We start from the raw sequence: 21,504 nt of genomic DNA, 5'->3' as shown, positions 1-21,504 counted from the left end.
GACTACAAGTACACCGCGACGCCGAGCACCGCGACCGGCGAGATCAAGTTGGGCTGCAAGACCACGGTCTCGCCGAGCGGCCGGCCAAGCTCGTCTGCGTAGCTGACCGAGTAGAGGGTGTCGATCAGGGCGACCCGCACCCCCAGCGCGATGAACAGCGACAGCTGGACGAGCGGCAGGTAGTCCAGCTGCAAGCGCGGCTCGATCGCCGGGATCACGCGCAGCCTGGACCCGCCAAATTCCAGGCTGATGTCACCGATCGGATCGGTGGCGCGGCGGTGGTGGAGCTCGGCGACCACGCGCAGCTGGGCGTCGAGCGCCAGCCCCGACCGGGCCCACGCGTGCTGGTAGCCAGCGATCAGCGAGATCGGGTAGCGGGCCACGCGATAGGTCATCACCCCCGACCCCGTGGGGTGGCTGACCGTGCGCTCGAACCGGGGGATCAGCGCGACACCAGCACCGACGTGGGCGCCAGCGGCCGCGCGCCAGCCGAGGGACAGTTCGGCGCCGCTGTCCCACGCGCGCTCGCGGGCCCACGCCTGGCCGACGTACGCGACCTGCAGGCGTGCGTGGCTGCGCTCGCGCAGCAGCTCGGTGGCCGTGAGCGGGGCTGGCTCGGCGACCGGTGTTGGCTCGACCTGATCCGCCGCGCGGGGATCGGGGTCCGCGGCGTGTTCCTGGCCGTGATCGCCCGCCACCGACGGCGGGGTCAGCCCGATCGGCCGCCCCGCGATCAGATCCGTGGTGAAGTGGCGAATGATGACGGCGGCCGCCTCGATCGCCCCGATTCGATCGCTGAACCCAAGCACCGGGCGAAGCAGCACCGACCCGTCGCCCACGACCAGATGCAGCGTCAGCCCGTCGGGGCGCGGGTCGAGCCAGACCAAGCCCACGGCCGAGCGCTCGCGGACCAGCTGCTGCCCGGCGTGGATCCTCGCCTGCAGATCCTGCGATGGGTCCAGATCGATCCGCTCGAGCGCGACGTCGACGTCGTTGAGCTCAATTCCGACGGCGCGGAGCATGGACGCCGCGAGTTCGCCGTCGTCGGCGGCGAGCAACAGCAGCGGTCGCTCGGCGTCAGGCTCGTCGAGGTCACCTGTCTCGGTCGACGCGTCGGCGACCGGATCAGCCGGCGCGGCCGAGGCGTGGGTCGCCAGACCCCACGCCAGCGCGGCCCCCAAGGAGGCCAGCAATGAGGCCCCCAGCCGGGCCGCGGCTCGTTTCGTGGGCGGTTCCTGCATCCGGCAGCGCGACCGCGGCGAAGCGTAGCACCTTCACGCCGCGCGGTGCTCCGTGGCCGGACGGCGCAGATGCGGCAGCACGACCGTGTTGGCGACGAGCACCCCGGCGACCAGCGAGACGGCGACCAGCACCATCCGAAACGCGGCCTCGATCCCGCCGAGCGCGTCGTTGGCCATGAACGAGGTCACGCTCTGAAATCCGATCGCGCCCGGGACCAACAGCAGCAGACAGGGCAGCAAGATCACCGCGGCGGGCAGCCGACGCCACGCCGCGTAGCCGTTGGCCGCGAGCGCGACCGCGAACGCGCCCGTGAACGCGCCGAGCTCCGGACCGACGATCGACGCGGCGAAGCGCGCGAGCTCGGCCGCGAAGATCCCGGTGATCGCGATCGCCGGGATGTCGGCGCGCCGGGCCTGGAACAGCACACAAAACCCGATCGGCGCCAACACCAGCGCGAACGAGCGGGTCCAGGCCGGCAGCGCCTCGACCAGCCAGGGCGCGACCTCGTGGGTGGGACCGAGCGGCAAGACCTCGACGATCGCCCGCGCGACGGCGACCCCGAACGCCATCGTCACGAACACGGTCAGCGAGCCGGCCAGCCGCGCCGTGCCGGACACCAGGTGGCGCGTCGCCAGCTCCGTCATCGCCAGGGTCAGGCTCAGCCCGGGCACCAGCACGATCAACGCCGACAGGATCGTCACCTGCTCGTGGACCCCGGTGATCCACCGCGCCGCGAGCAACGACACCAGCGCGGCCAGGAACGCGGCGAGCGGCGTGAGCACCCGCCCCAGCCCCGCGCGCGCGTTGGCGAAGCGCGACAGCACCCCCAGCCCCAGGCCCAGGCCCAGCGAGAGCAGCACCTCCGCGAGGTTGCCCCCGAAGAACCGGGCGGCGCCGGCCGAGGCCAGACCAAACGCCGCGATGACCGCGGCGCCGCCGTAGACCGGTGGCGCCGCGGCGACCCTGCGGAGCTTCAGCTTGCCCGCGACCGGATCCAGCCGGCCGGACCCGACCTCGGCGATCACGGCATCGAGCGCGACGAGCCGGCCGAGCTCGGCCTCCCCCGCGTCGGCCCGGATCAGGTACGACCGCTGGCGCCGACCGCCAAACGCCAGCTCGACCGCGGTCGGCGTGGCCAACACCTGCAGGCGCTGGCCCAGCCCCTTCGCGCAGACCACCAGCGTGTCCTCCAGCCGATGGGCCGGAGTACCGTGGCGATGCAGGTACTTCGCGGCGCTGACGAGGAACGCCCGCGAATCGCGCTGGGCGCGACGAAGATCATGCGACATTGTGCGCATTTTTCCGTATAATCCGTGTCCAGCGACGGATTCGCTCGAATTTATCTCCATTCTCGCCGCGCGCCACCGAATTGAAATCGGATGAAACCAGAGAATCGTCTCCTCGACCGAATTGACCACGAGATCCTCGCGGCGCTGCAAAACAATGCTCGGCAGAGCAACAAGGAGCTGGCCGCGTCGATCGGCCTGGCGCCGTCGAGCTGCCTCGAGCGAGTCAAGCGGCTGGTCCACGACGGGATCATTCGGGGCTTCCACGCCGACGTCGATCCCAAGGCGCTCGGCATCACCCTCGAGGCGCTGGTGTTCGTTCGGATCGTCCGACACCAGCGCGAGCTGATGGAGGCCCTGTGGGCTCACCTCGCCGCACAGCCCGAGGTTCGGGATCTGTACGACGTCGCCGGCTCTCACGACCTGGTCGTGCACGTGGCCGTGCGCGATGTGGAACACCTGCGCCGCCTGGTCGCCGAACAGATCGCGGGTCGGGCCGAGCTCGGGCAGCTCGAGACCTCGCTGATCTTCCAGCACCGCCGCAGCAACCAGCTGCCTGATTATGGCCACGAACACGCTGCGCCCGCCCGCGGGCGGCATGGGTGATACACTGCCGCGCTACATGTGGAGGCGAGCGATCAGCCCCGAGGTGCGCGACCGGATCGATCGGCTCGAGCTGCCCTTCAACCGCTGGGGCTTGGACCCCTACGGCATCTCCAAGGATCACCTCGGGCTGTTCCTGACCGTGCTCGGTCAGGCTCACAAGCACTACTTTCGGCTCCGGGCCCACGGCGTCGAGAACGTCCCCGCCCACGGTCCGGCGATGCTCGTGTCCAACCACTCCGGTGGGTTGCCCACCGACGGCAGCATGATCCTCGCCTCGATCTTCTTCGACCGCGAGCCGCCTCGCCTCGCCCACGGCATGGTCGAGAAATTCGCCCAGAGCATGCCGTTCATGGGCCCATGGTTCTCGCGCGTGGGTCAGCTGCCGGGTCTGCCCGAGCACGCCAAGCGACTGCTCCTCGATGGGCGCCTGCTGATGGTGTTCCCCGAGGGCGCGCGCGGAACTGGCAAGCTCTACCGCGATCGCTACCAGCTGGTCCGGTTCGGCACTGGGTTCATGCGTATCGCCCTCGAGACCAAGGTGCCGATCGTGCCGATCGCGTTCATCGGCGGCGAAGAGGCGATCCCCACGATCTACCACGCCAAGGGTCTCGCCAAGCTGCTCAACGCGCCCTACGTGCCCGTCACGCCGTACCTGCTGCCGATCCCCCTGCCGGTTCACTGCGAGGTTCACTACGGGGAGCCCATGAAATTCGAGGGCACGGGCAACGAGCCCGACAACGTGATCGATGGCTACGTGGCGCAGGTCAAGGAGCGAGTCGAGGAATTGATTGCGGTGGGTCGGGGCTCGCGAGCGCGGGGGCTCGCGGATCTAGAGCACCAATCAGAGGGCATGGAGGCCGAATAGCGCGGTGCCGCTTGCGACCTCCGGCGCATCCGTGGCCTAATCCAACCCTCGTGAAGGTCCTCATCACCGGCATCGCTGGCGCCCACGCGCAGCTCGTCGCGCTCCGCCTGGTCGACGGCGGCCATGAGGTCTTGGGCATCGACGTGCGGCCGTGGCAGGGCGCGCCGCGGGGCGTGACGATCTTCCAGACCGACGTCCGCAAGCGCCCGGCCGCCGACGTGTTCCGCGTCCACCGTCCCGACGTGGTCATCCACATGGCCACGGTCACCCACTTCAACGCCAGCGCCGAGCAGCGCTACCGGGTCAACCTGCGCGGGACCCAGGCGGTGTTCCGCTACTGCGAGGAGTTTGGCGTCAAAGAGGCGGTGTTCGTCGGGCGCCACACCATCTATGGCGCGGCCGCCGACGCGCCGCTGTACCGCAACGAGAGCGAGCCCCCGCTCGCGGTGTCCACGTTCCCCGAGCTCGCGGATCTGGTCGCCGCGGATCTGTATGCCAGCCGCGCGCTGTGGTCCTGCAAGCACATGCGCACGGCCGTGCTGCGGATCGTCTACGCGCTCGGCCCCAGCGGGCGCGGCACGCTGGCGAGCTTCCTGGCCGGGCCCCGCGTGCCGATGGCGCTGGGCTTCGATCCGCTGTTTCACGTGATGCACGAGGACGACGCCGCCAAGGCGATCGTGCTCGCGGCCGAGTCCGAGATCGCCGGCGTGTTCAACGTCGCCGGGCCCCCGCCCGTGCCGCTCTCGGTCCTGTGTCGCGCCACCCATCGCTCGGCCGTGCCGCTGCCAGAGGCGCTGCTGCCCCGCGCGCTCGGGCGGTTTGGCCTGCCCAAGCTTCCCCCGGGCGCGATCGCTCACCTCAAGCACCCGGTCGTGGTCGACAACAGCGCCTTCATCGAGGCCACCGGGTTTGCGTACAGCCACGACGAGCACGCGACCATGTCGTCGTTCCGCGACGCCAACATCCTGCGAGAAGATCGAGGTCTATGATGAGCGAAGCGTTTGGAGAGCTGCCCCAGAGCTGGCACGCCGTGCTCGGCGACGAGATCGCCAAGCCCTACTTCCGCAAGCTCGAGGCCTTCGTCGCCAGCGCCCGCGCCACCCAAGAGGTGTTCCCGCCCGCGCCAGAGGTGTTCGCGGCGTTCGAGCACACCCCCTACGAGTCGGTCCGCGTGCTGATCCTCGGCCAGGACCCGTACCACGACAACGACCAGGCCCACGGCCTGTGCTTCTCGGTTCGGCGCGGCGTCAAGATCCCGCCCTCGCTGCGCAACCTCTACAAGGAGCTGCAGTCCGACGTCGGCGTCGACGCTCCGGATCACGGGTTCTTGCAGGCGTGGGCCGACCGCGGGGTGATGCTGCTCAACACCGTGCTCACGGTCCAGGCCCACAAGGCCAACTCGCACCGCAAGCAGGGCTGGGAGACCTTCAGCGATCGCGTGATCGAGGTCCTCGCCGCCCGCGAAGATCCGCTGGTGTTCGTGCTGTGGGGCAAGCCCGCGCAGAAGAAGCTCCCGCTGATCGAGCGCAACGGCAGCCACCACGAGATCATCGTCGCGGCTCACCCCTCGCCGCTGTCGGCCAGCAGCGGGTTCTTCGGCAGCAAGCCGTTCTCCAAGGTCAACGCCGCGCTCGATCGCTGGGGCAAGCCGCCGATCGACTGGTCGCTGCCCGACTGAGCCCCTGCGCCTGTCTCGCTGACAACCAGCGAGACAGGACGCAGAGCTGCCCGCGAGCAGGTCAGCAGTCGCCGGGGTGGTCGACGTCGAACCCCGCGGATTGGGCCTGGCACGCGTTGGAGTAGGTCTGCCCGTTGCAGGCGCAGTGCGGATCGAAGATCCCCGGACAGAAGTTCGGGTTGTCTAGACACAGGCCGATCGATCCGCCTTCGCCGCAGTCGTCGTTGGGCCAGTCGCAGTATTGACCGTCGGGGCATCCGACCATCTGTACGCCGCCACATTGGCCGGGCAGGAGGTCTCCGTCTCCGTCTCCGTCTCCGTCTCCATCGCCGTCTCCGTCCCCATCCCCGTCTCCATCGCCGTCTCCGTCCCCATCCCCATCGCCGTCTCCGTCTCCGTCTCCGTCCCCCGGGTCACCATCTCCCGGGTCGCCGTCCCCGTCCCCAGTCTCCGACGTGGTGCCCGTCTCGGCGCTGTTCACGTCGTCACCACAGGACACGAGCAGAGGTAGACACAGCACCCAGGCCAAGTTCAATCGTATCGAGTTCATGACCTCAGGATATCCGGCGACACAGCGCGTCGCCATCCGCTGGCTGTCGACCCCGCCCACTGCCGCGGTTAGGCTCTGCGAAGATGCCCGCGCCCGCCGACGACAAGCCCGGCGTGTGGACGACGCTGGTCCGCTACGCCAGCCTGGTCCGCCTCAGCCACACGATCTTCGGTCTGCCGTTCACGCTGGCGGCGGGCGTGCTTGCGCACCGCGCGAGCGTGTACGACGGCCTCGGCGACGGCACCGGGATGACCTGGCTCAAGCTCGTGTGGATCGTGCTCGCGTTCACGGGCGCGCGCACGACCGCGATGGGCTTCAACCGGATCGTCGACCGCAAGATCGACGCCGCGAACCCGCGCACCGCGACTCGGGAGCTCCCGGCCGGCCAGATCGGCCTGGGCGCGGCGTGGGCCCTGACGATCCTCGCGAGCTTGGTGTTCGTCGGCGCCGCGGCTGCGCTCGGCCCGGTCGCGCTCGCGTTCACGCCCGTGTGCCTGCTGATCATCTGCGGCTACAGCCTGTTCAAGCGGTTCTCATGGGCGGCCCACCTGATCTTGGGTGCAGCGCTGTCGCTCGGCCCGGCCGGCGCGTGGGTGGCCGTCACGGGCGGGCTCGAGGGCTTTGCGATCCCCGGCGTGATGATGGTCGCGGTCGGCACCTGGGTCGCGGGCTTCGACGTGATCTACAGCCTGCAGGACCACGACTTCGACGCCCAGGCCGGGCTCCACTCGATCCCGGTCGCGTTTGGGGTCCGCGGGGCGCTGTGGGTCTCGGGGCTGTTGCACCTGCTGACCGCCGCCGCGCTCGTGGCCCTGCAGCTGCTCGCGGGGCTCGGCATCCCGCACCTGGTCGGGCTGATCGCCGTCGTGGCGATCTTGGCCTACGAGCACTGGATCGTCCGCCCGAGTGATCTGAGCCGGATCGACAAGGCCTTCTTCGACCTCAACGGCTGGATCAGCATCGCCTACTTTGCCGCGATGATCGTCGACGTGGTCGTGCTGCCCTGGGTCCGCTGACGCGGGTGAGCTCGTGCATGGCCACCACGCCGCGGTCGCTTCACGGTTTGTGATCTCGCGCCAAACCCGGCTGGGGCAAGTGAATTTGAACGCGCGCACGGGTTTGACAGCCGCCGCGGGTGCCCGGATGCTGTGTCGGTGACGCGCGGATCGAGTCGGATCGTAGCCGGGTTCGGATGCACCCTCGCCGCACTCACGATCGCGTTGCTCGATCCGCAGACCGCGAGCGCCTCGGAGCCGAGCCCCGCGTCAGTCGCGGCCCCGCTCGAAGGTCCGCTGGCACCGCTCGGCCACGACATCCAGCAGCTCGAACCAGATACAGGCACCGACGCCTCGCTGAGCTCGCCCGGGCAGCTCGCGCTCGAGGTCCCGTCGCTGATCGCGATGACGCCGGCGCCAGCGAGCTTCATCGCCCCCCCGGTGCTCGCCAAGCGAGCCAAGGACCGCCAGTTCGACACCAGCCACGGCGAGGTCGACCCCCGGGTCCGCAGCCTGCCGCGGACCCACCGGTTCCGGTTTGCTCTGCACGCGCAGCACATCCGCCTGACCCAGGCGGCCGACTCCGAGACCGGCGAGAACGTCCGCTACCACTTCGCGCCGATGATGCTGGACCTCGGCTACCAGGCCCAGTTTCTCAAGTACGTGATGGTCCGGCTGGCGGTCGCCGTGGGGGGCAACGTCGCCAACTCCCGCAACGCCCAGCCGCTCGCCGTGTTTCCGCAGGGCTACCTCGGGTTTCAGAGCAGGATCATCGGCCTCGCGTTCGGCTATGGCTTCGACTGGACGATCCCACCCGTCTTCCACGCCATCACGCCGGGCACCCAGAACGAGCAACCCACGATCACCCGCAACCATGTGGTGATGGGTGAGCTCAGCGCGACGAGTCGCATCGATCGGGTCGCGCTGACCTTCAGCTTCGCGTTTGGTGGGGTCCAGTCGGATCTCACCCACTACGCGTTCTACGAGCGCAAGTGGCGGCCGTACTTTGGCCTGCAGGCCGGGATGTTCTTCGACGGGACGATCCGCCGCGAGAAGAAGGCCCGCAAGCGCGCCGAAGCTGAAGGCCGCTGACGCATAGCGCAAGCTCGACCCGAGCCGAGTCATGCACGGCACGGACGGCCGATGGAAGGAACCGGCGACCGAGCCAAGCGCCCTCGCCGACGCGACGTAGGCTGATCACGATTGCGGCGCATGGCACGGATCTCCACTGCGTGCGACGATCTGCGTCGTGTCCCGCTCGCACGATGCCCTGCCAGCGCTGGGTCGCGCCCGTGCTGCGCTCGAGATTGGAGCCGGCGCCACGGCTCTGCGAGCGCTGATCGATGCCTGGCGCGTGTGTCGAACGCCGGAGCTGGCCGAGCTCGTCGAGCGGCTGTCGGTCCGCGTCGCGCAGGGACGCTCGCTGCCGCCGGCCAAGACACAAAAGCAAGCGCTGCTCGACTGGATCGAGCGTGCTCGCCGACGCGACCCGGCCGATCTGCACCTGCTCATCGAGGCGTTCGAGCGCATCTTCGAGCGGGGTTACAAGCAGCAGATCATCGCGTGCCTCGACGAGCTCGCCGAGCGGCGCGACGACCCGCGCCTCAGCATGAGGGTCGCAACGTGGCGACATGGGAACTTCCGGATCTTCGGGCACCAGCACAAGCTGTCGCAGCGCTACGACCGACTGCTGCTCGCGTGCGGTGATCCACGGCTGCTTCCGGACGGTCGCTTCCGCTCGGCCGCGTTCCAAGCCGAGATCGCGGCGCGCCTCGTCGAGCTCGGCAGCAGCATCGAGCCCGAGACCGAGCCCAACGCGGAGCTCGACGAGCTCGCTGCCAGCGAGCGCGAGCAGCTGCTGAAGCTCATCGCCAGCGCCAAGCTCGATCCCGCCGCTGACCCAAAGCCGCGCGCGAGCGGACCCAAGACCCGCGAACAGTTGTTTGAAGCGGTCTACGCCGATCCTGGCGACGACGCCGCGCGCATGGTGCTCGGCGATTGGTTGCTGTCGCAGGGCGATCCACACGGAGAGCTGATCAGACTGCAGCTCCACCGGCCCGACCACGAGCCGAGCCGCGAGATCCGGAGCCGCGAGCGAGCGCTGCTGGCCGAGCACGCCACGACGTGGCTGGGCCCGCTCGCACGCCTGGCGGTCAAGCGCGGCCTGATGTTCGAGCGCGGCTTCCCGGTCGCCGTTGCGCTCAAGCCGATCGCGGCGCGACTCGTCGAGGCCGAGCAGGACCACCGCGAGTGGGCGACGCTCGAGCGTGTGATCTTCGCCCGTCGGTCGCGAGGCTCGGCCGCGATCATCTCGCCGCACATGCGTGCCGTTCGCGAGCTCGAGAACGTGTGCGACGCGGGACTGCTGGCGCTGGCAACCCGGCACGACACGCTGCCGGTCGAGCACCTCTCCTATCATACGGTCAACCGGTGGGGCTGGACTGGCAAGGGCATCAAGGCGCTCGGCGAGTGCGAGGGCCTGACGCGCCTGCGTAGCTTCTGGATGCTGCACGATCTCATGCCACAGGACGCCGCGTGGCTGTGGGACTCCAAGCTAGGCGAGCGGCTGCGGGCGTTCCACATGGAGTCTCGGCAAAGCCTGGCCGATTGGCGTCAGGTGCCCATACACGTGCAGCGGATCGTGCTGCACCGCGGCGAGAGCTGGTGGATGCTCGAGCGTGATGACCGGGGCCGTTGGGCGCGCGTCCACGTGCACCTCGCGGAGCGCGACGGCGAGGTGATCGCGACCACGCCACTCGCGGGACTGGCCAATGACCTCGACGAGGTTCGTGTCGAGGTCGACACACGCCACGCCAGGCTCGCCGCGCGCGTCGAGCAGCTCACACGACAGCTCGCGCACTTCGACCACGCGCGCCTCGACATCGGCGAGTGGACGCGCGAGCGACCGGTGTGGCTCCCCGAAGCTCGACCTGCAATCAAGGCTCGATAGGCTGCGCGAGCTCGGCCCACGCCGGGATCGGGTGGGGCCGCCAGTCTTCGTCGCAGTGCGGATCGGCGAGCTTCGGCTCATCGGGCGAGACCAGGTTGCCGGCCCCGAGCAACGCGACGATCAGCGCGCGCGCGTCGGCTGGGCCCTGCACGCGATCGATCGCCTCGACGAAGAACTCGTCGCCGGCCTGGCGCACGTGCAGCGGCAGGTGACGGACACCCGCGATGTGCAGCTCGCCGTCCTCGGCCTGGACCAAGCTCAGGTACATGAGCAGCGAGCTGCGGCGGGCGAGCTCGGGCTGATGACTGGCGAAGTTGCCGAGCGAGTACATGACCAGCCCCTCGCGGCCGTCCTCGCTGACCAGCTTGGTCCACGGCTGGACCACGTGCGGGTGACTGCCGATCACCGCGAGCGCCCCCGCCTCGATCCACCGCTTCGCGAGCTTCTGCTCCGACTCGCGCGGCGCGTGGACGTACTCCTTGCCCCAGTGCGGGGTCACGATCACCGCGTCGGCCTTGGCCGCGCGATCGTGCTTGCGCCCGGTCGAGCGCAGCTTGCGGATCACCGCCTCGACCGCCGACCCCGATCCGCACTGGAGGACCTGATCGAGATCGTCGGGGACCCGATTGGTGTTCTTGGTGCAGGCGATCCAGGCGATCTTCAGGCCGTCCACCTCGGTCACCGTGTACAGCCGCTCGAGCTCGCTCGACCCGCGGGTGCCCACGAACTCCAGCTTGGCCTTGCGCAGCGCCGCGACCGTGCGGTCGACCCCGAGCGGGCCCCGATCCAGCGAGTGGTTGTTGGCGGTCGACACGATGTCGACGCCCGCCGCGACCAGGTCGGCGGCGATCGACGCGTGGTAGTTGAAGCGCGGATAGCTGGTGTAGACGATCCGATCGAACACGCGACCGGGATCCTCGACCTCCAGGAAGTCACGATCGAGCCCGTGCGCCAGCGGGCCCTCGAGGTTGAGGTAGGTGAGGTCCGGCTCGGCCAGCAGATCGGCGATGTTGGCCCACAGCACCGCCGCGCCCTGCTTGGATGCGTAGGCCTGCTCTTGCAGCTCTTTGTGCAGCAGCAGATCGCCGCCGAACGCCAGCGTGATCCGCTTGCCCGACGCGCACGCGCCATCGAAGCGCAGGTAGTCGTCGGGGAGTGTGTACGGGGGCTCGGGCTCGGGTTGTGGCTGGGCCGGTAGGCCGGGGCCGTCGGTGAGGGTGTGTTGATCCGCGCCGATCAGGATCGCCTGGGCAGCGACCAGCGCCGCGCTCGCGTCCTTGTCTGGCTCGACGGTGCTCGAGGCGTCGAACAACGCCATGCCCGGCTCGATCGCGCCATCGTCGACCGGCGCCGGCTTGTTGCAGCCTCCCGCGAGCAGGGCAGCCGCGAGCAGCGTGGCCCGGGAGAGCGGAGCTGAGGAAGCGAAGCGAGGCACCTACGGGGATTGTAGTCGCTGCGCGTAGCCTCGAGCTAGCTCGACATGGCCAGCCTCGCGGCGGCCGGGCGCATCACCTCGAACCTCGCGCGAGTGTGAGTTCAACGTCGACGATGCCTACGCATACGATGACGTCGGCCGTCGCGTGACTGATCCGCCCTGGTGACGGCACCTACCACTAATCCACCACGAGCAGCGCCAACAGGCCGACACCGACCACCACCGGTGCGGTCCCGAACACCAACACAGCGATCACGACACCCACCAATCCGAAGCCCAGGCCCACGCTCGGGGTGTCGATTGCGCTGCCAATCAGCTTGGCGAGCCCGCGTTGCTGGAGGCGGCGCCTGGAGGCGGTGGGGTTCACTGGGGTGGATTCGCGGTCGGTCATCAGCTGGCGGGGCGGTAGTACCCGGCCGGTCCACGAGGGATTGCACCACACTGAATATTTTTTGCTCCGGTAGCTAAACCCCGCAAACCGGCCCCTGACGGCGCGAATCGTGCGATCCTGGACGCGTGGGCAGGCGGAACTCCAAGCCGAAGAACAAGCGTGGCACCCGGGCGCAGCGGTTCGGATGGACTTACGGCGGCTTGATTCTGCTCGCGTTCGCAGCCCCCGCGCCACTGTTTGGCCTGCTCGAAGCTGGCGGTGGTTGGGGGGTCGCGGGCTGTTGGGTGGTTCTGCACGCGATCTTGGCCGCGTATGTCCACGTCCAGAACCGAACGCTACCGCGGTTTCACCCGGCTGGGTTTGGCAAGCCCAGCGACCCGGGCTTTCGCGAGCGAGGCTTCACGAAGGAGCACCCGCCGACCCGGAGCAAGTGGGAGCTGGCGCTGTTCCTGCTCGCAGGGTGGATGATCGTTGGCATCGGGCCGGCGATGCCGGACTACCCGAGTTGGATCGCACCGAGCTTTGTCAGCCTGCTCGGCCTCAGCGTTGGGTTGCTCGCCTATCGGTATGATCACAAGTCGGCGAGGGATGCTCGACGGTTGCTCGGCGCCCAGCCGATCCGCGATGCGACGCACGCCAGCGAAGGCCGGCTGGTCGGCACGGTTGTCGGCGAGCGCAGTGCCAAGCCCGTCTTGTGGCGCGAGGTGCTGGAGTACGCCTGGTCCGAGAGCCAGCAGGTGACCAAGGACATCACCGACAGCAATGGCAACCCGCAGACCGTGCAGGTGACCGAGACCTCGCACTACAGCTGCGGGCTCAGGCGCGAGCGCGAGCTCGAGAGCCTCCGCCTCGACACGGAGCTGGGGATCATCGAGGTCCCGCTGCGGGGGCTCGTATGGGCGGCCGAGCGCGAGCTGAGCTTTGGGCGCCGGGGCGAGGAGGCGTCGGGCTGGCGACCGCCGAAGCCCAAGGGGCAGGCCATCCCCGACCGCACGCGGGCGGTCGCCCTCGAGCGCATCCACGCGGGCGATCGCGTAGCGGTGCTCGGCGAGCTGCGTCGCGAACAGGGGCGGATCGTCGGTGGCAAGGACAGCGCGGCGGTGCTGTTCGCGGCCGGCGGTTCAGACCCGCAGGTGGTGCTGAGGCGCGCGCTGCTGGGTCGCCGAGCGTTGCTGGCTGCGATGGTGCTGCTCGGGGTCGCGACGTTCATGAGCTGAGCGTCAGCGAGACGCCCGCGATCACGCCGACGCGTGAGCGGGCGAGATGCTCCCCAGTCGGCGTCCGTTGGCGTATCCTCGAGCGCGATGGCGCTTCGGCCTGGGCTGCACGAGACCTTGTTGACCCGCGAGGTCGCCGAGGCGCTCGAGGCCATCGACCCACGCTTCAAAGACGTCGCCGAGCTGTCCGACGAGGCCGCGGCCGAGCTGCTCACTCGCCACGTGACGCAGCTGCTCCACCACGTGCTTCGCCAGGCAAAAAAGGACCGCGCGGGCCAGCTTCAGCTCGTCAACGAATTGGTCACCTGGCTCGGGGATCAAGCCAAACGGGGCGAGATCGACGAGCACGACCGCGTCGCTCCACCCGGCCGTGTGCTGCGCTCGCTGCTCTCGAGCGACGAGATCCGCCTCGCCGCCAACCACCCGCCGCGCCCGCTGATCTCGCCGAGTCACAGCGACCTGCTCGTCAACGGCCCCCGCGACGTCCGGCTCGGCCACCTCGTCGCGCGCGAGCTCCCGAGCGCGGATCGGGTCGATATCCTGATCTCGTTCCTCAAGTACTCCGGCCTCCGGGTGATCCTCGATCCGCTCCGTCGCTTCATCGAGCGGCGCCCCGGCCAGCTCCGCGTGCTCACGACCACCTACCTCGGCGCCACCGAGCTCCGCGCCCTCGACACGCTGCAGGAGCTCGGCGCCCAGGTCCGCCTGTCCTACGACAGCCGTCGCACCCGTCTACACGCCAAGGCCTGGCTGTTTCACCGCGACAGTGGGTTCTCGACGGCGGTGGTCGGCTCGTCGAACCTCAGCCACAGCGCGCTGCTCGACGGCTGCGAGTGGAACGTGCGGGTCGGCCAGATCGACAACGCGACCGTGCACAAGAAGCTCGAGACCACCTTCGAGCAGTACTGGAGCGACGAGGGATCGTTCGAGCCGTTCGACCGCGAGCGCTTCCTCGACGACCTCGACGCCCAGCGAAGGCCCGACGCCGACCGCGACGCGATCGCCCGCGCGATCGACATCCGCCCCCACCCGCACCAACAAACTGCCCTCGACGCGCTCGCGGCCGAGCGCGACGCCGGCCATCACCAGAACCTCGTCGTCGCCGCGACCGGAACCGGGAAGACGGTGATCGCGGCGCTCGACTTTCGCCGGCTGCAGCGAGAGCGCGGCCCGCTGTCGCTGTTGTTCGTCGCCCACCGCGAAGAGATCCTCAGGCAGAGCCTCGGCGCGTTCCGGGCCGTGCTCCGTGACGGCAACTTCGGCCGTCGACTCGAGCCTGACCGGCCGCTCGAGCGGGACCGGCACCTGTTCGCGTCGGTCCAGTCGCTGCATGAAGGCCGCCTCGCCGAGCTGCGGCCCGAGGCCTACGACGTGGTCATCGTCGACGAGTTCCACCACGCGGCGGCGCCAACCTACGACCGGCTCCTGAGCCACCTGCGCCCGAAGATCTTGCTGGGCCTCACCGCGACCCCCGAGCGCGCCGATGGCCAGTCGATCCTCGCGTGGTTCGAGCAGCGCATCGCCTACGAGATCCGCCTGTGGGACGCCCTCGACCTCGGCCTGCTCTCGCCCTTTCACTACTTCGGCGTCCACGACGAGACCGATCTGAGCACCGTCGACTTTCGCGCGGGCCGCTACGACACCCGCGATCTCGAGCGCCTCTACACAGCCGACGACGTCCGGGCCCGCGCGGTCCTGCGCGCGACCCAGGACAAGGTCGCCGACCTCCACGCCATGCGTGCGCTGGGCTTTTGCGTGAGCGTCGAGCATGCGGAGTTCATGGCGGCGTGGTTTCAGCGAGCGGGGGTGCCAGCGCTGGCGGTGAGCGGCAAGACCAGCTCGAACAAGCGCGCGGCGGCCCTCCGAGCCCTGCGCGACGGCACGGTCAAGATCCTGTTCGCCGTCGATCTGTTCAACGAGGGCGTCGACCTTCCGGCCGTGGACACCGTGTTGTTCCTGCGCCCGACCGAGAGCGCGACGGTCTTCCTTCAGCAGCTCGGACGCGGCCTCCGCCTGGCCGAGGGCAAGGACTGCCTCACGGTCCTCGACTTCATCGGCGACGGCGTCCACGAGCGGTTCCGGTTTGACCAGCGGTTCGCGGCGCTCGTTGGTGGCACCCGCGCCCAGGTCAAGGGCGCGGTCGAGGCCGGCTTCCCTCACCTGCCAGCTGGCTGCGAGATCCTCCTCGATCACCGCAGCCAGGAGATCGTCGTCGAGAGCATCGAGCGGACCCTCCGGCTCGGGCGGCAGGAGCTGGCCCGCGACCTCGCAGCGATCGGCGACGTCGGCCTGCGCCGCTTCCTCGATCAAGCCGGCGTCGAGCTCGACCAGGTCTACGGTCGCGGCGGCACGTACACGGAGCTGCTCCATCGCGCGGGTCTGCGCGAGGGCCCTGCCCCCAAGCACGCGACGACCCGCGCGATGGAGCGCCTGCTGCATGTCGATGATCCGAACCGGCTCGGCACCTGGCGTCGCTGGCTGACGCTCGACAAGCCCCTGCGCGCGGATCCGTCGGACCCGCTGCAGCTCATGCTGTTCGTCGCGGCCGGCCACGTGCGCCGCCCGATCGCCGAGCTCTCAGCCGCGTGGGACGAGCTGTGGGCCGCCCCCGACCTGCGCCGCGAGCTGGCCGAGCTCATGGGTGTGCTCGACGATCGACGTCGGCGTCCCACGCTCGAGCTCCCGGGCCTCGCCCCGCTGCGGATCCACGCGACCTACAGCCGCGACGAGGTCATCGCCGGCCTCGGCGAGCTTCGCCAGGGCAAGCTCCTGCGCCTGCAAGGCGGCGTGTATCGCCACCAGGCCACTCGGTCCGACCTCTTGTTCGTCACCCTCGACAAGGACGCCAAGCAGTTCACGCCGACCACCCTCTACGAGGACTACCCGATCAGCCGCGAGCGGTTTCACTGGGAGTCCCAGGGCCGCACCCGCGCCGACTCGGAGACCGGCCGCCGCTATCAGAACCACCGCGCGATGGACTGGAACATCCTCCTGTTCGTCCGCCAGCGGACCCACGAGCGCGGCGTCACCAGCCCCTACACCTTCCTCGGGCCCGTGGACTATGAGTCGCACGAGCGCGAGAAGCCGATGCGCATCATCTGGCGGCTCCACCACGCGATGCCGCCGGAGCTGTGGAGTGACGTGAAGGTCGCCGCGGGCTAGCAGGCCGGAAAAAACCTCGACACGGCCCAGAGCACGCCCCTGGCCTCCGAATGCCTTTGTCGCCAAAGCTCGCGGTATGCCCGATACAGCTTCGCTTTGGCTCCGCGGCCTCGAAGCCCAGTGACGCACTCTGGGCCGCGTCGAGAATTTCCCCGGCCTGCTAGCGCGAAAAAACGAACGGGTCGCGCCGCGGCTCGGACTGGGTTGGTGAGAGCCAACCATGTCCAAGCCCAATCATTTGGTCCCGTCCACGCTGGTGATGGCGCTGAGCCTCGCGCTGGCGGCCTGTGAATTCGATCCACCGCCGACACCTGCCGTCTTCTTGGATCTCGCGCGGGCCGGCGACGCGGCCCAGCCGAGCTCCGCCGAGTTTGGTGTGCACCTGGTCGTGCAGACCTGGGGCGGGCAGAGCGTGTGGCTCGAGGTCGACGGCGGGACGCTGCGCCGCGCTGGGCAGGATCTGGCGGCGGGCTGCGTCTCCGCACCGGGCGACGGCGAGCTCGTGGATGTGTTCGTGAGCCCCGAGCAAGTCGAGGCGCTGGTGTCGGCGTCGCTCTACGAGACCGGGTGTCCGACCGGCGGCACGACCCGTCCGAGCGGCGAGGTGCTGGCATCGGACGCGACGTTGGTGACCCGCGAGGTCAGCAGCGCCAACGACTCCGAGGGCGGCGAGAGCAGCACGGACACGAGTGACGAATCGACGACTTGAGGAGACCGACATGCAAGACAAACAAACGATCGGATTCGCGGTGGTGCTCGGGCTTGGGTTGGCGTTTGGCGTGCCCGGCTTCGCGTTGGCAGCAGCGCCTGTGCGACCGGTGGAGCAGCTCAGCGATGATGATGGGCTCAAAGTGTTCGAAGCTGCGGGCTGCGAGCCGGCCAACGTCCTGTGCCTCGACGGCGACGGCGTCGGTTTGCCACGGAACTCCAACGCAGACCGCGATCGCCTGCCGGCGAACCTCGATCAGGGCGAGAGCGTGACGGTCAAGGTGGTTGGCTGCGCGGCCCGGTATGCCAACGTGGAGTTCAACCTGAGCCTCGTCGGTGGACCCAAGCGAGAGCAGCTGTTCCGGGCCGACGCTGCCGCGGGGAGTGAGATTAAAGCGGAGGGACTAGATGGACCCCCGCCGCCATGCTCGACTCCGACCGAGTTCACCGTGCTCAGCTCGATCGTGCTCGAGGTCCCCGCCTCCGCGAGCGTCGAGCTCAGGTTCAAGCGCAAGGCTGTCGATACCCCACCGCTCCCCGCCGCCGAGCATGTCCACGTCGCGCACGTCCTGCGACCGCTGTACTTCCTCGACGTCAGCGTGGCCGCGCCGTTCGTGATTGGCGGCAAACGCAAGGTCTCGAGCAGGGTCGTGCCCGATCTCGACAAGAGCGTGCTGACCCTCGAGGAGGACCTGCGAGTCTCGCCAGCCGTGATGCTGCACGTGTTCCCAGGCGGCCGTCGACTGGGCGCGATTTCCTCGTTCAGCAGCGATCGTGTGTGTGTTCGCATGGAGGCCGCCGATGTGAAGCTCGCGGACGCCCGGACCAAACGAGACGCAGAGAAGGTCAGTCGAGACCAAGCGCTCTTGGTACTGGACCAGGTCAATTCCGAGCTGAACAAGGCCCGCGAAAAATTGAAAGACGCAGACGACGAACTGGCAGGGGCCGCTATCGAACGAGACCAGGATCAGGCCGCTCTCAATGAGGCTCTGGTCGAATTCGAGACGGCCAAAGCCGGGCTCAAAGCGGCGCAGACCAAGCTTGATGGGACCAAGCAGAGCAAAGCCAGGAAAAGCGCCGAGGCTGAACTAGAAGTTGCTCGAGCCAAAGTCGAGAAGGCCGAGAACGACAAAGATGCGGCTGAGGTGTCGTTGAGGGAGGCGAGCGACGCGCTAACGAACGCTACGGCTGACCAAAAGACAGCCCAACGGCAAGTGAGCGATTGGGAGGGACGCCTAGCGCCCGCCCAACGGGATCGAGACGCAGCGCAGAACCCACTCGACCACGCCGAAGCCGACTTGACCGCAGCCGAAGCCAAGCGTTGCCAGCACCTACGCCGGGCTCGCTACGCCGCCAACAGCCTCGGTCTCCAGCTCGGCGTTGGCCTCGATCTCTCCAAGTTCGGTGACGAGTTCTACTCGGGTCTGTTCTTCGAGCCCGTCACCGGGCTCAACCTCGGCGTCGGCATGGCGATCATCAAGGGCGATCAGCTCAACCCAGGCTACGCGGTGGGTCAGGTCGTCGATCCCACACAGCTCGGCCCCTACGCCAGCGAGCGCTACATGATCCGCCCCTACGTCGGCATCAGCGTGTCGTTCGACATCATTCGCAACATCCGGGCCGCGTCGAAGGCCCCGGAGGTGACGAAGCTCGAAAACGGCTGATCCCAGCGGCGACAGCTCGCACACCCGCCTGCGTGGGGGCGTTCGCGTGCGCAGACGCGCGGCCCTCGATCGTGGCATGCTCCGCCCAACTCGATGCTGCACCTCAAGCGAACCTCGAAGCTGATCCTGTCCTCGTTCTTGCTGTGCGCGCTGCTGCCAGCCTGCGACAAGAAAGAAGAGAAGAAGGACGACAAGGTCGAAGAGAAGTCGGAGGCCGACAAGGAACTCGAGGAGCGCCTGGCCAAGAAGAAGGCCGACCGCGCCGCCGAAGAGCAGGCGCTCGCCGACAAGGCCGCGGCGATCAAGGCGCTGGCGGTCCTGCCCGCCGAGCTGCCCAAGGATCTCGAGGCCGCCTGCGCCGGGGTTGCGACCGCGCAAGACGAGTTCATGCAAAAGCACTACGACGGCGAGGGCCTGGCCAACTGGAACGGGGCCAAGGAGTCGCAGCTGGGGATCATCAAGGCCGGCTGCGTCAAGGCTGGGAGCATCGAGGTCGCCGCTTGCCAGGCCAACGCGATGGCCAACGCGCCGGGTGACTACAAGAAGGACCTCCCCGACATCCTGGGCGCCTGCATCGAGGCCTTCAGCGGCGAAGCTGCAGCAGCGCCGGCCCAGTAGGCCCCGGGAACCCAGCCCCCAGGACGGCGCCAGCGGCAGGGCCCGTGTGGTTCAGGTCGGGTGACCTGAGGGGGCGCGGGAGCTTTTCCCCGGCCTGCCCGCATGCTGTACGCTCGGGTCGTGTCGAGCGATCCACCCTTCGACGGCCCTCCGCTGTTGACCGATACCCTGGCCGCGCCGCCCAGCGCCCCGCTCGGCGTCGGCAGCGTGCTCGCGGATCGCTACCACATCACGGGCGTGCTCGGCGACGGGGGCATGGGCGCGGTCTACCTCGCCGAGCACGTCGTGCTGGGCAAGCTCGTTGCGATCAAGGTGCTCAAGCCCGAGCTGACCCACGACTCGCATCTGGTCGAGCGCTTCTTTCGTGAAATGCGGGCCACGGCTGCGGTCCAACACGAGAACATCATCGACATCCTCGACTTCGGGCAGACCCCCGACTACGCGTACTTCGCAATGGAGGCGCTCGACGGCTGCGAGCTGGCCCACATCGTTGGACGCGGGCGCAGCATCGGCTGGGCGCGCGCCAAGCCGATCATCGTGCAGATCGCTCGGGCCCTCGCGGCCGCGCACCGAGCCGGCATCGTCCACCGCGACATGAAGCCCGGCAACGTGTTCCTGATCACCCGTCACGGGACCGCCGACTTCGTCAAGGTCCTCGACTTTGGCATCGCCAAGATCGACGACGGCCAGCAGCTGACCCAGGTTGGCATGGTGTTCGGCACCGCCAGCTACATGGCGCCCGAGCAGGCCACGGGCGGGGAGATCGACGGCCGCGCAGACCTGTACGCCGTCGGCTGCATGATCTTCGAGATGCTCAGCGGCACCGTCCCCTTCCCTGGCGACAACTTCATGCAGGTGCTGCGTCAGCACGTGACCGAGCGACCTCGGCGGCTGCGCGACGTCGCCCCACAGCTCGACGTGCCCGCCCATGTGATCGATGGGCTCGAGGCGCTGATCTTCAAGGCGCTCGGCAAGTTCCCCAGCGAGCGCTTCGCCGACATGGTCGAGTTCGAGCGAGCCGTGCTCGAGCTCGACGGGGCGCTACCACGCGGGATCGATCACGGCGCCCCGCTCCCCGCTCCGTTGATCGGCCACGCTCAGCCCCCGCGCGTCGCGGCCGGTTATACAGGCGCGGCCGGTTATACAGGCGCGGCCGGCCATGCGGGCGCTGCCGGCCACACGAACGCTGTCGGCTCTGCGGGCGCTGCCAGGCCCCCACAGCACGTCGACGCTGGCCCGCCGACCGACTCGACCGTGATGATGCCAGGGATGGGCGGCTCGGCGATCGACCCGTCCCACGGTCAGGCGCTCGCGCCGATCGCCTACTTGTTCGTGGCCTTCGCCCACGGCACCGACGGCGTACTGACCACCGAAGAGATGCGCGCGCTCGCGGATCGGCTGCGCCGCTGGGGCCCGCAGGTCGGCCTCGACGGCATCGGTCACGTGCTGCGCGAGGCGGTCCTGGGCTACCGCGGCGCCAGCAACAAGATCGCCGCGCTGGCCCAGTGTCGCGCGCAGCTGGCCGCCAGCTTTCCGCCCGCGAGCCTGACCCAGCTCGTCGTGGATCTGCGCGAGATCGCGACGGCCGACGGGCACATCTCGGAGTCCGAGCAGCAGTTCGTCAGCGAGACCGCGCGGGCGTTCGGGCTGCAAGGCGACAATCGGCTCAGCTCGCTCGCCTTCCTGTACCTCGCGCTGGGCTCGGCGACCCAGGGCACGGTGGCCGCGACGGAGATGAAAGTCCTGGGCGAGCAGCTGCGCCAGTGGGCGCCCGGGGCCTCGATGACGGACACCGCCGCCGTGCTGCGCGAGGCCGTGAACGAGTACAAGGCGCTCGCCAGCGTCGAGGCTCGCCTCGACCGTGCGCGCGCGGCCGCCGAGACCCTGCGCCACTCGACCGACGCCGAGACCCTGCGCCACGTGCTCGCGGATCTGTGGCGAATCGCTGGGGCCGACGGCCACATCTCGCCGGAAGAGCAGCGCTTCATCATGGAGATGGTCCAGCGGTTCGGGACCCGGACGTGAGCGCGACCCGGCCGCACGGACCGTCCGCCCCCACTCCTGCCCCCACCCCTGCCCGAGGCGGCCCGGCGTGACGCCGCCCAGATTGAGCGAGCCAAGCGGGCCCGGGGCCACC

Annotated in this window: 18 protein-coding genes; 13 read left to right on the top strand and 5 right to left on the bottom strand. The window is 69.1% G+C overall.

The genetic code is table 11. From position 1 onward, the window contains the following. Positions 1-2: 2 nt before the first annotated feature. Complete coding sequence (locus ENSA7_RS16525; RefSeq protein ID WP_146157769.1) at positions 3-1,193, bottom strand: hypothetical protein; 1,191 nt, start codon at positions 1,191-1,193, stop codon at positions 3-5. 81 nt (positions 1,194-1,274) lie between these two features. Next, positions 1,275-2,540: a threonine/serine exporter family protein gene (locus ENSA7_RS16520; protein WP_181233806.1), complete on the bottom strand. Its 1,266-nt coding sequence runs from the start codon at positions 2,538-2,540 to the stop codon at positions 1,275-1,277. A gap of 81 nt (positions 2,541-2,621) precedes the next feature. Here ENSA7_RS16520 and ENSA7_RS16515 point away from each other — a divergent pair, with 81 nt between their 5' ends. The 4 genes from ENSA7_RS16515 to ung are packed head-to-tail and all read left to right on the top strand — an operon-like array spanning position 2,622 to position 5,677. Then, a complete protein-coding gene (locus ENSA7_RS16515) occupies positions 2,622-3,134 on the top strand; it encodes an Lrp/AsnC family transcriptional regulator (protein WP_106090256.1) in 513 nt (170 codons plus the stop codon). After that, complete coding sequence (locus ENSA7_RS16510; protein WP_280524013.1) at positions 3,091-3,999, top strand: lysophospholipid acyltransferase family protein; 909 nt, start codon at positions 3,091-3,093, stop codon at positions 3,997-3,999. Before ENSA7_RS16515 ends, ENSA7_RS16510 begins: the two co-directional genes overlap by 44 nt. 50 nt (positions 4,000-4,049) lie before the next feature. Continuing rightward, positions 4,050-4,988 carry an NAD-dependent epimerase/dehydratase family protein gene (locus ENSA7_RS16505; protein WP_106090255.1) on the top strand — a complete coding sequence of 313 codons (939 nt, stop codon included), beginning with the start codon at positions 4,050-4,052 and terminating at the stop codon, positions 4,986-4,988. Beyond that, positions 4,988-5,677 (top strand): uracil-DNA glycosylase, encoded by a 690-nt coding sequence (ung, locus tag ENSA7_RS16500; protein WP_106090254.1) that lies wholly within the window; start codon positions 4,988-4,990, stop codon positions 5,675-5,677. Before ENSA7_RS16505 ends, ung begins: the two co-directional genes overlap by 1 nt. A 61-nt stretch (positions 5,678-5,738) precedes the next feature. Here the strand turns inward: ung and ENSA7_RS16495 are convergent, their stop codons facing one another. Beyond that, positions 5,739-6,227, bottom strand: a complete 489-nt coding sequence (locus tag ENSA7_RS16495; RefSeq protein ID WP_146157768.1) for a Kazal-type serine protease inhibitor family protein — start codon at positions 6,225-6,227, stop codon at positions 5,739-5,741. 83 nt (positions 6,228-6,310) lie between these two features. Between ENSA7_RS16495 and ENSA7_RS16490 the strand changes: the two genes are divergently transcribed. From ENSA7_RS16490 to ENSA7_RS16480, 3 genes are all read left to right on the top strand, one after another. Beyond that, a complete protein-coding gene (locus tag ENSA7_RS16490) occupies positions 6,311-7,243 on the top strand; it encodes a UbiA-like polyprenyltransferase (RefSeq protein ID WP_106090252.1) in 933 nt (310 codons plus the stop codon). A 138-nt stretch (positions 7,244-7,381) separates the two neighbouring features. After that, entirely contained in the window at positions 7,382-8,314 is a 933-nt protein-coding gene (locus tag ENSA7_RS16485) for a hypothetical protein (protein WP_146157767.1), read from the top strand. 157 nt (positions 8,315-8,471) lie between these two features. Continuing rightward, the gene (locus ENSA7_RS16480) at positions 8,472-10,172 is read left to right on the top strand and encodes a TIGR02996 domain-containing protein (protein ID WP_106090250.1); all 1,701 of its coding nucleotides are present in this window, start codon (positions 8,472-8,474) and stop codon (positions 10,170-10,172) included. On the opposite strand, the gene ENSA7_RS16475 is transcribed toward ENSA7_RS16480, so the two are convergent. Together ENSA7_RS16475 and ENSA7_RS16470 are read right to left on the bottom strand one after the other, a co-directional pair. Then, positions 10,159-11,607 carry a CapA family protein gene (locus tag ENSA7_RS16475; RefSeq protein ID WP_106090249.1) on the bottom strand — a complete coding sequence of 483 codons (1,449 nt, stop codon included), beginning with the start codon at positions 11,605-11,607 and terminating at the stop codon, positions 10,159-10,161. The two genes, ENSA7_RS16480 and ENSA7_RS16475, sit on opposite strands and share 14 nt — an antisense overlap. A gap of 178 nt (positions 11,608-11,785) precedes the next feature. Then, positions 11,786-11,998 carry a hypothetical protein gene (locus tag ENSA7_RS16470; protein ID WP_106090248.1) on the bottom strand — a complete coding sequence of 71 codons (213 nt, stop codon included), beginning with the start codon at positions 11,996-11,998 and terminating at the stop codon, positions 11,786-11,788. 125 nt (positions 11,999-12,123) lie between these two features. On the opposite strand from ENSA7_RS16470, the gene ENSA7_RS16465 reads away from it, so the two are divergent. The 6 genes from ENSA7_RS16465 (at position 12,124) to ENSA7_RS16440 (ending at position 21,392) form a co-directional block, all read left to right on the top strand. Then, positions 12,124-13,215, top strand: a complete 1,092-nt coding sequence (locus ENSA7_RS16465) for a hypothetical protein (RefSeq protein ID WP_106090247.1) — start codon at positions 12,124-12,126, stop codon at positions 13,213-13,215. Between the two features lie 87 nt (positions 13,216-13,302). Further along, complete coding sequence (locus ENSA7_RS16460; RefSeq protein ID WP_106090246.1) at positions 13,303-16,377, top strand: DUF3427 domain-containing protein; 3,075 nt, start codon at positions 13,303-13,305, stop codon at positions 16,375-16,377. Positions 16,378-16,597: 220 nt separating this feature from the next. Then, complete coding sequence (locus tag ENSA7_RS16455; RefSeq protein ID WP_106090245.1) at positions 16,598-17,086, top strand: hypothetical protein; 489 nt, start codon at positions 16,598-16,600, stop codon at positions 17,084-17,086. A 448-nt stretch (positions 17,087-17,534) separates the two neighbouring features. Beyond that, a complete protein-coding gene (locus ENSA7_RS16450; protein WP_146157766.1) occupies positions 17,535-18,749 on the top strand; it encodes a hypothetical protein in 1,215 nt (404 codons plus the stop codon). A 93-nt stretch (positions 18,750-18,842) separates the two neighbouring features. Further along, entirely contained in the window at positions 18,843-19,367 is a 525-nt protein-coding gene (locus ENSA7_RS16445) for a hypothetical protein (protein ID WP_106090243.1), read from the top strand. Between the two features lie 120 nt (positions 19,368-19,487). Then, positions 19,488-21,392: a protein kinase domain-containing protein gene (locus tag ENSA7_RS16440; RefSeq protein ID WP_181233805.1), complete on the top strand. Its 1,905-nt coding sequence runs from the start codon at positions 19,488-19,490 to the stop codon at positions 21,390-21,392. The last annotated feature ends 112 nt before the right edge of the window (positions 21,393-21,504 follow it).

Origin of the sequence: Enhygromyxa salina, from assembly GCF_002994635.1 — a bacterium.
Lineage (GTDB): Bacteria > Myxococcota_A > Polyangia > Nannocystales > Nannocystaceae > Plesiocystis > Plesiocystis salina_B.
The sequence above is the reverse complement of the archived record's forward strand: the minus strand, read 5'-3'. Positions and strand labels throughout refer to the sequence as shown.

Excerpts from the sequence above, each read along its gene's own strand:
- ENSA7_RS16445 (WP_106090243.1), top strand. The coding sequence starts at position 18,843 with ATGCTGCACCTCAAGCGAACCTCGAAGCTGATCCTGTCCTCGTTCTTG.
- ENSA7_RS16510 (WP_280524013.1), top strand. The coding sequence starts at position 3,091 with ATGGCCACGAACACGCTGCGCCCGCCCGCGGGCGGCATGGGTGATACA.
- ENSA7_RS16455 (WP_106090245.1), top strand. The coding sequence starts at position 16,598 with ATGTCCAAGCCCAATCATTTGGTCCCGTCCACGCTGGTGATGGCGCTG.
- ENSA7_RS16460 (WP_106090246.1), top strand. The coding sequence starts at position 13,303 with ATGGCGCTTCGGCCTGGGCTGCACGAGACCTTGTTGACCCGCGAGGTC.
- ENSA7_RS16495 (WP_146157768.1), bottom strand. The coding sequence starts at position 6,227 with ATGAACTCGATACGATTGAACTTGGCCTGGGTGCTGTGTCTACCTCTG.
- ENSA7_RS16520 (WP_181233806.1), bottom strand. The coding sequence starts at position 2,540 with ATGCGCACAATGTCGCATGATCTTCGTCGCGCCCAGCGCGATTCGCGG.
- ENSA7_RS16515 (WP_106090256.1), top strand. The coding sequence starts at position 2,622 with ATGAAACCAGAGAATCGTCTCCTCGACCGAATTGACCACGAGATCCTC.
- ENSA7_RS16470 (WP_106090248.1), bottom strand. The coding sequence starts at position 11,998 with ATGACCGACCGCGAATCCACCCCAGTGAACCCCACCGCCTCCAGGCGC.
- ung (WP_106090254.1), top strand. The coding sequence starts at position 4,988 with ATGAGCGAAGCGTTTGGAGAGCTGCCCCAGAGCTGGCACGCCGTGCTC.
- ENSA7_RS16490 (WP_106090252.1), top strand. The coding sequence starts at position 6,311 with ATGCCCGCGCCCGCCGACGACAAGCCCGGCGTGTGGACGACGCTGGTC.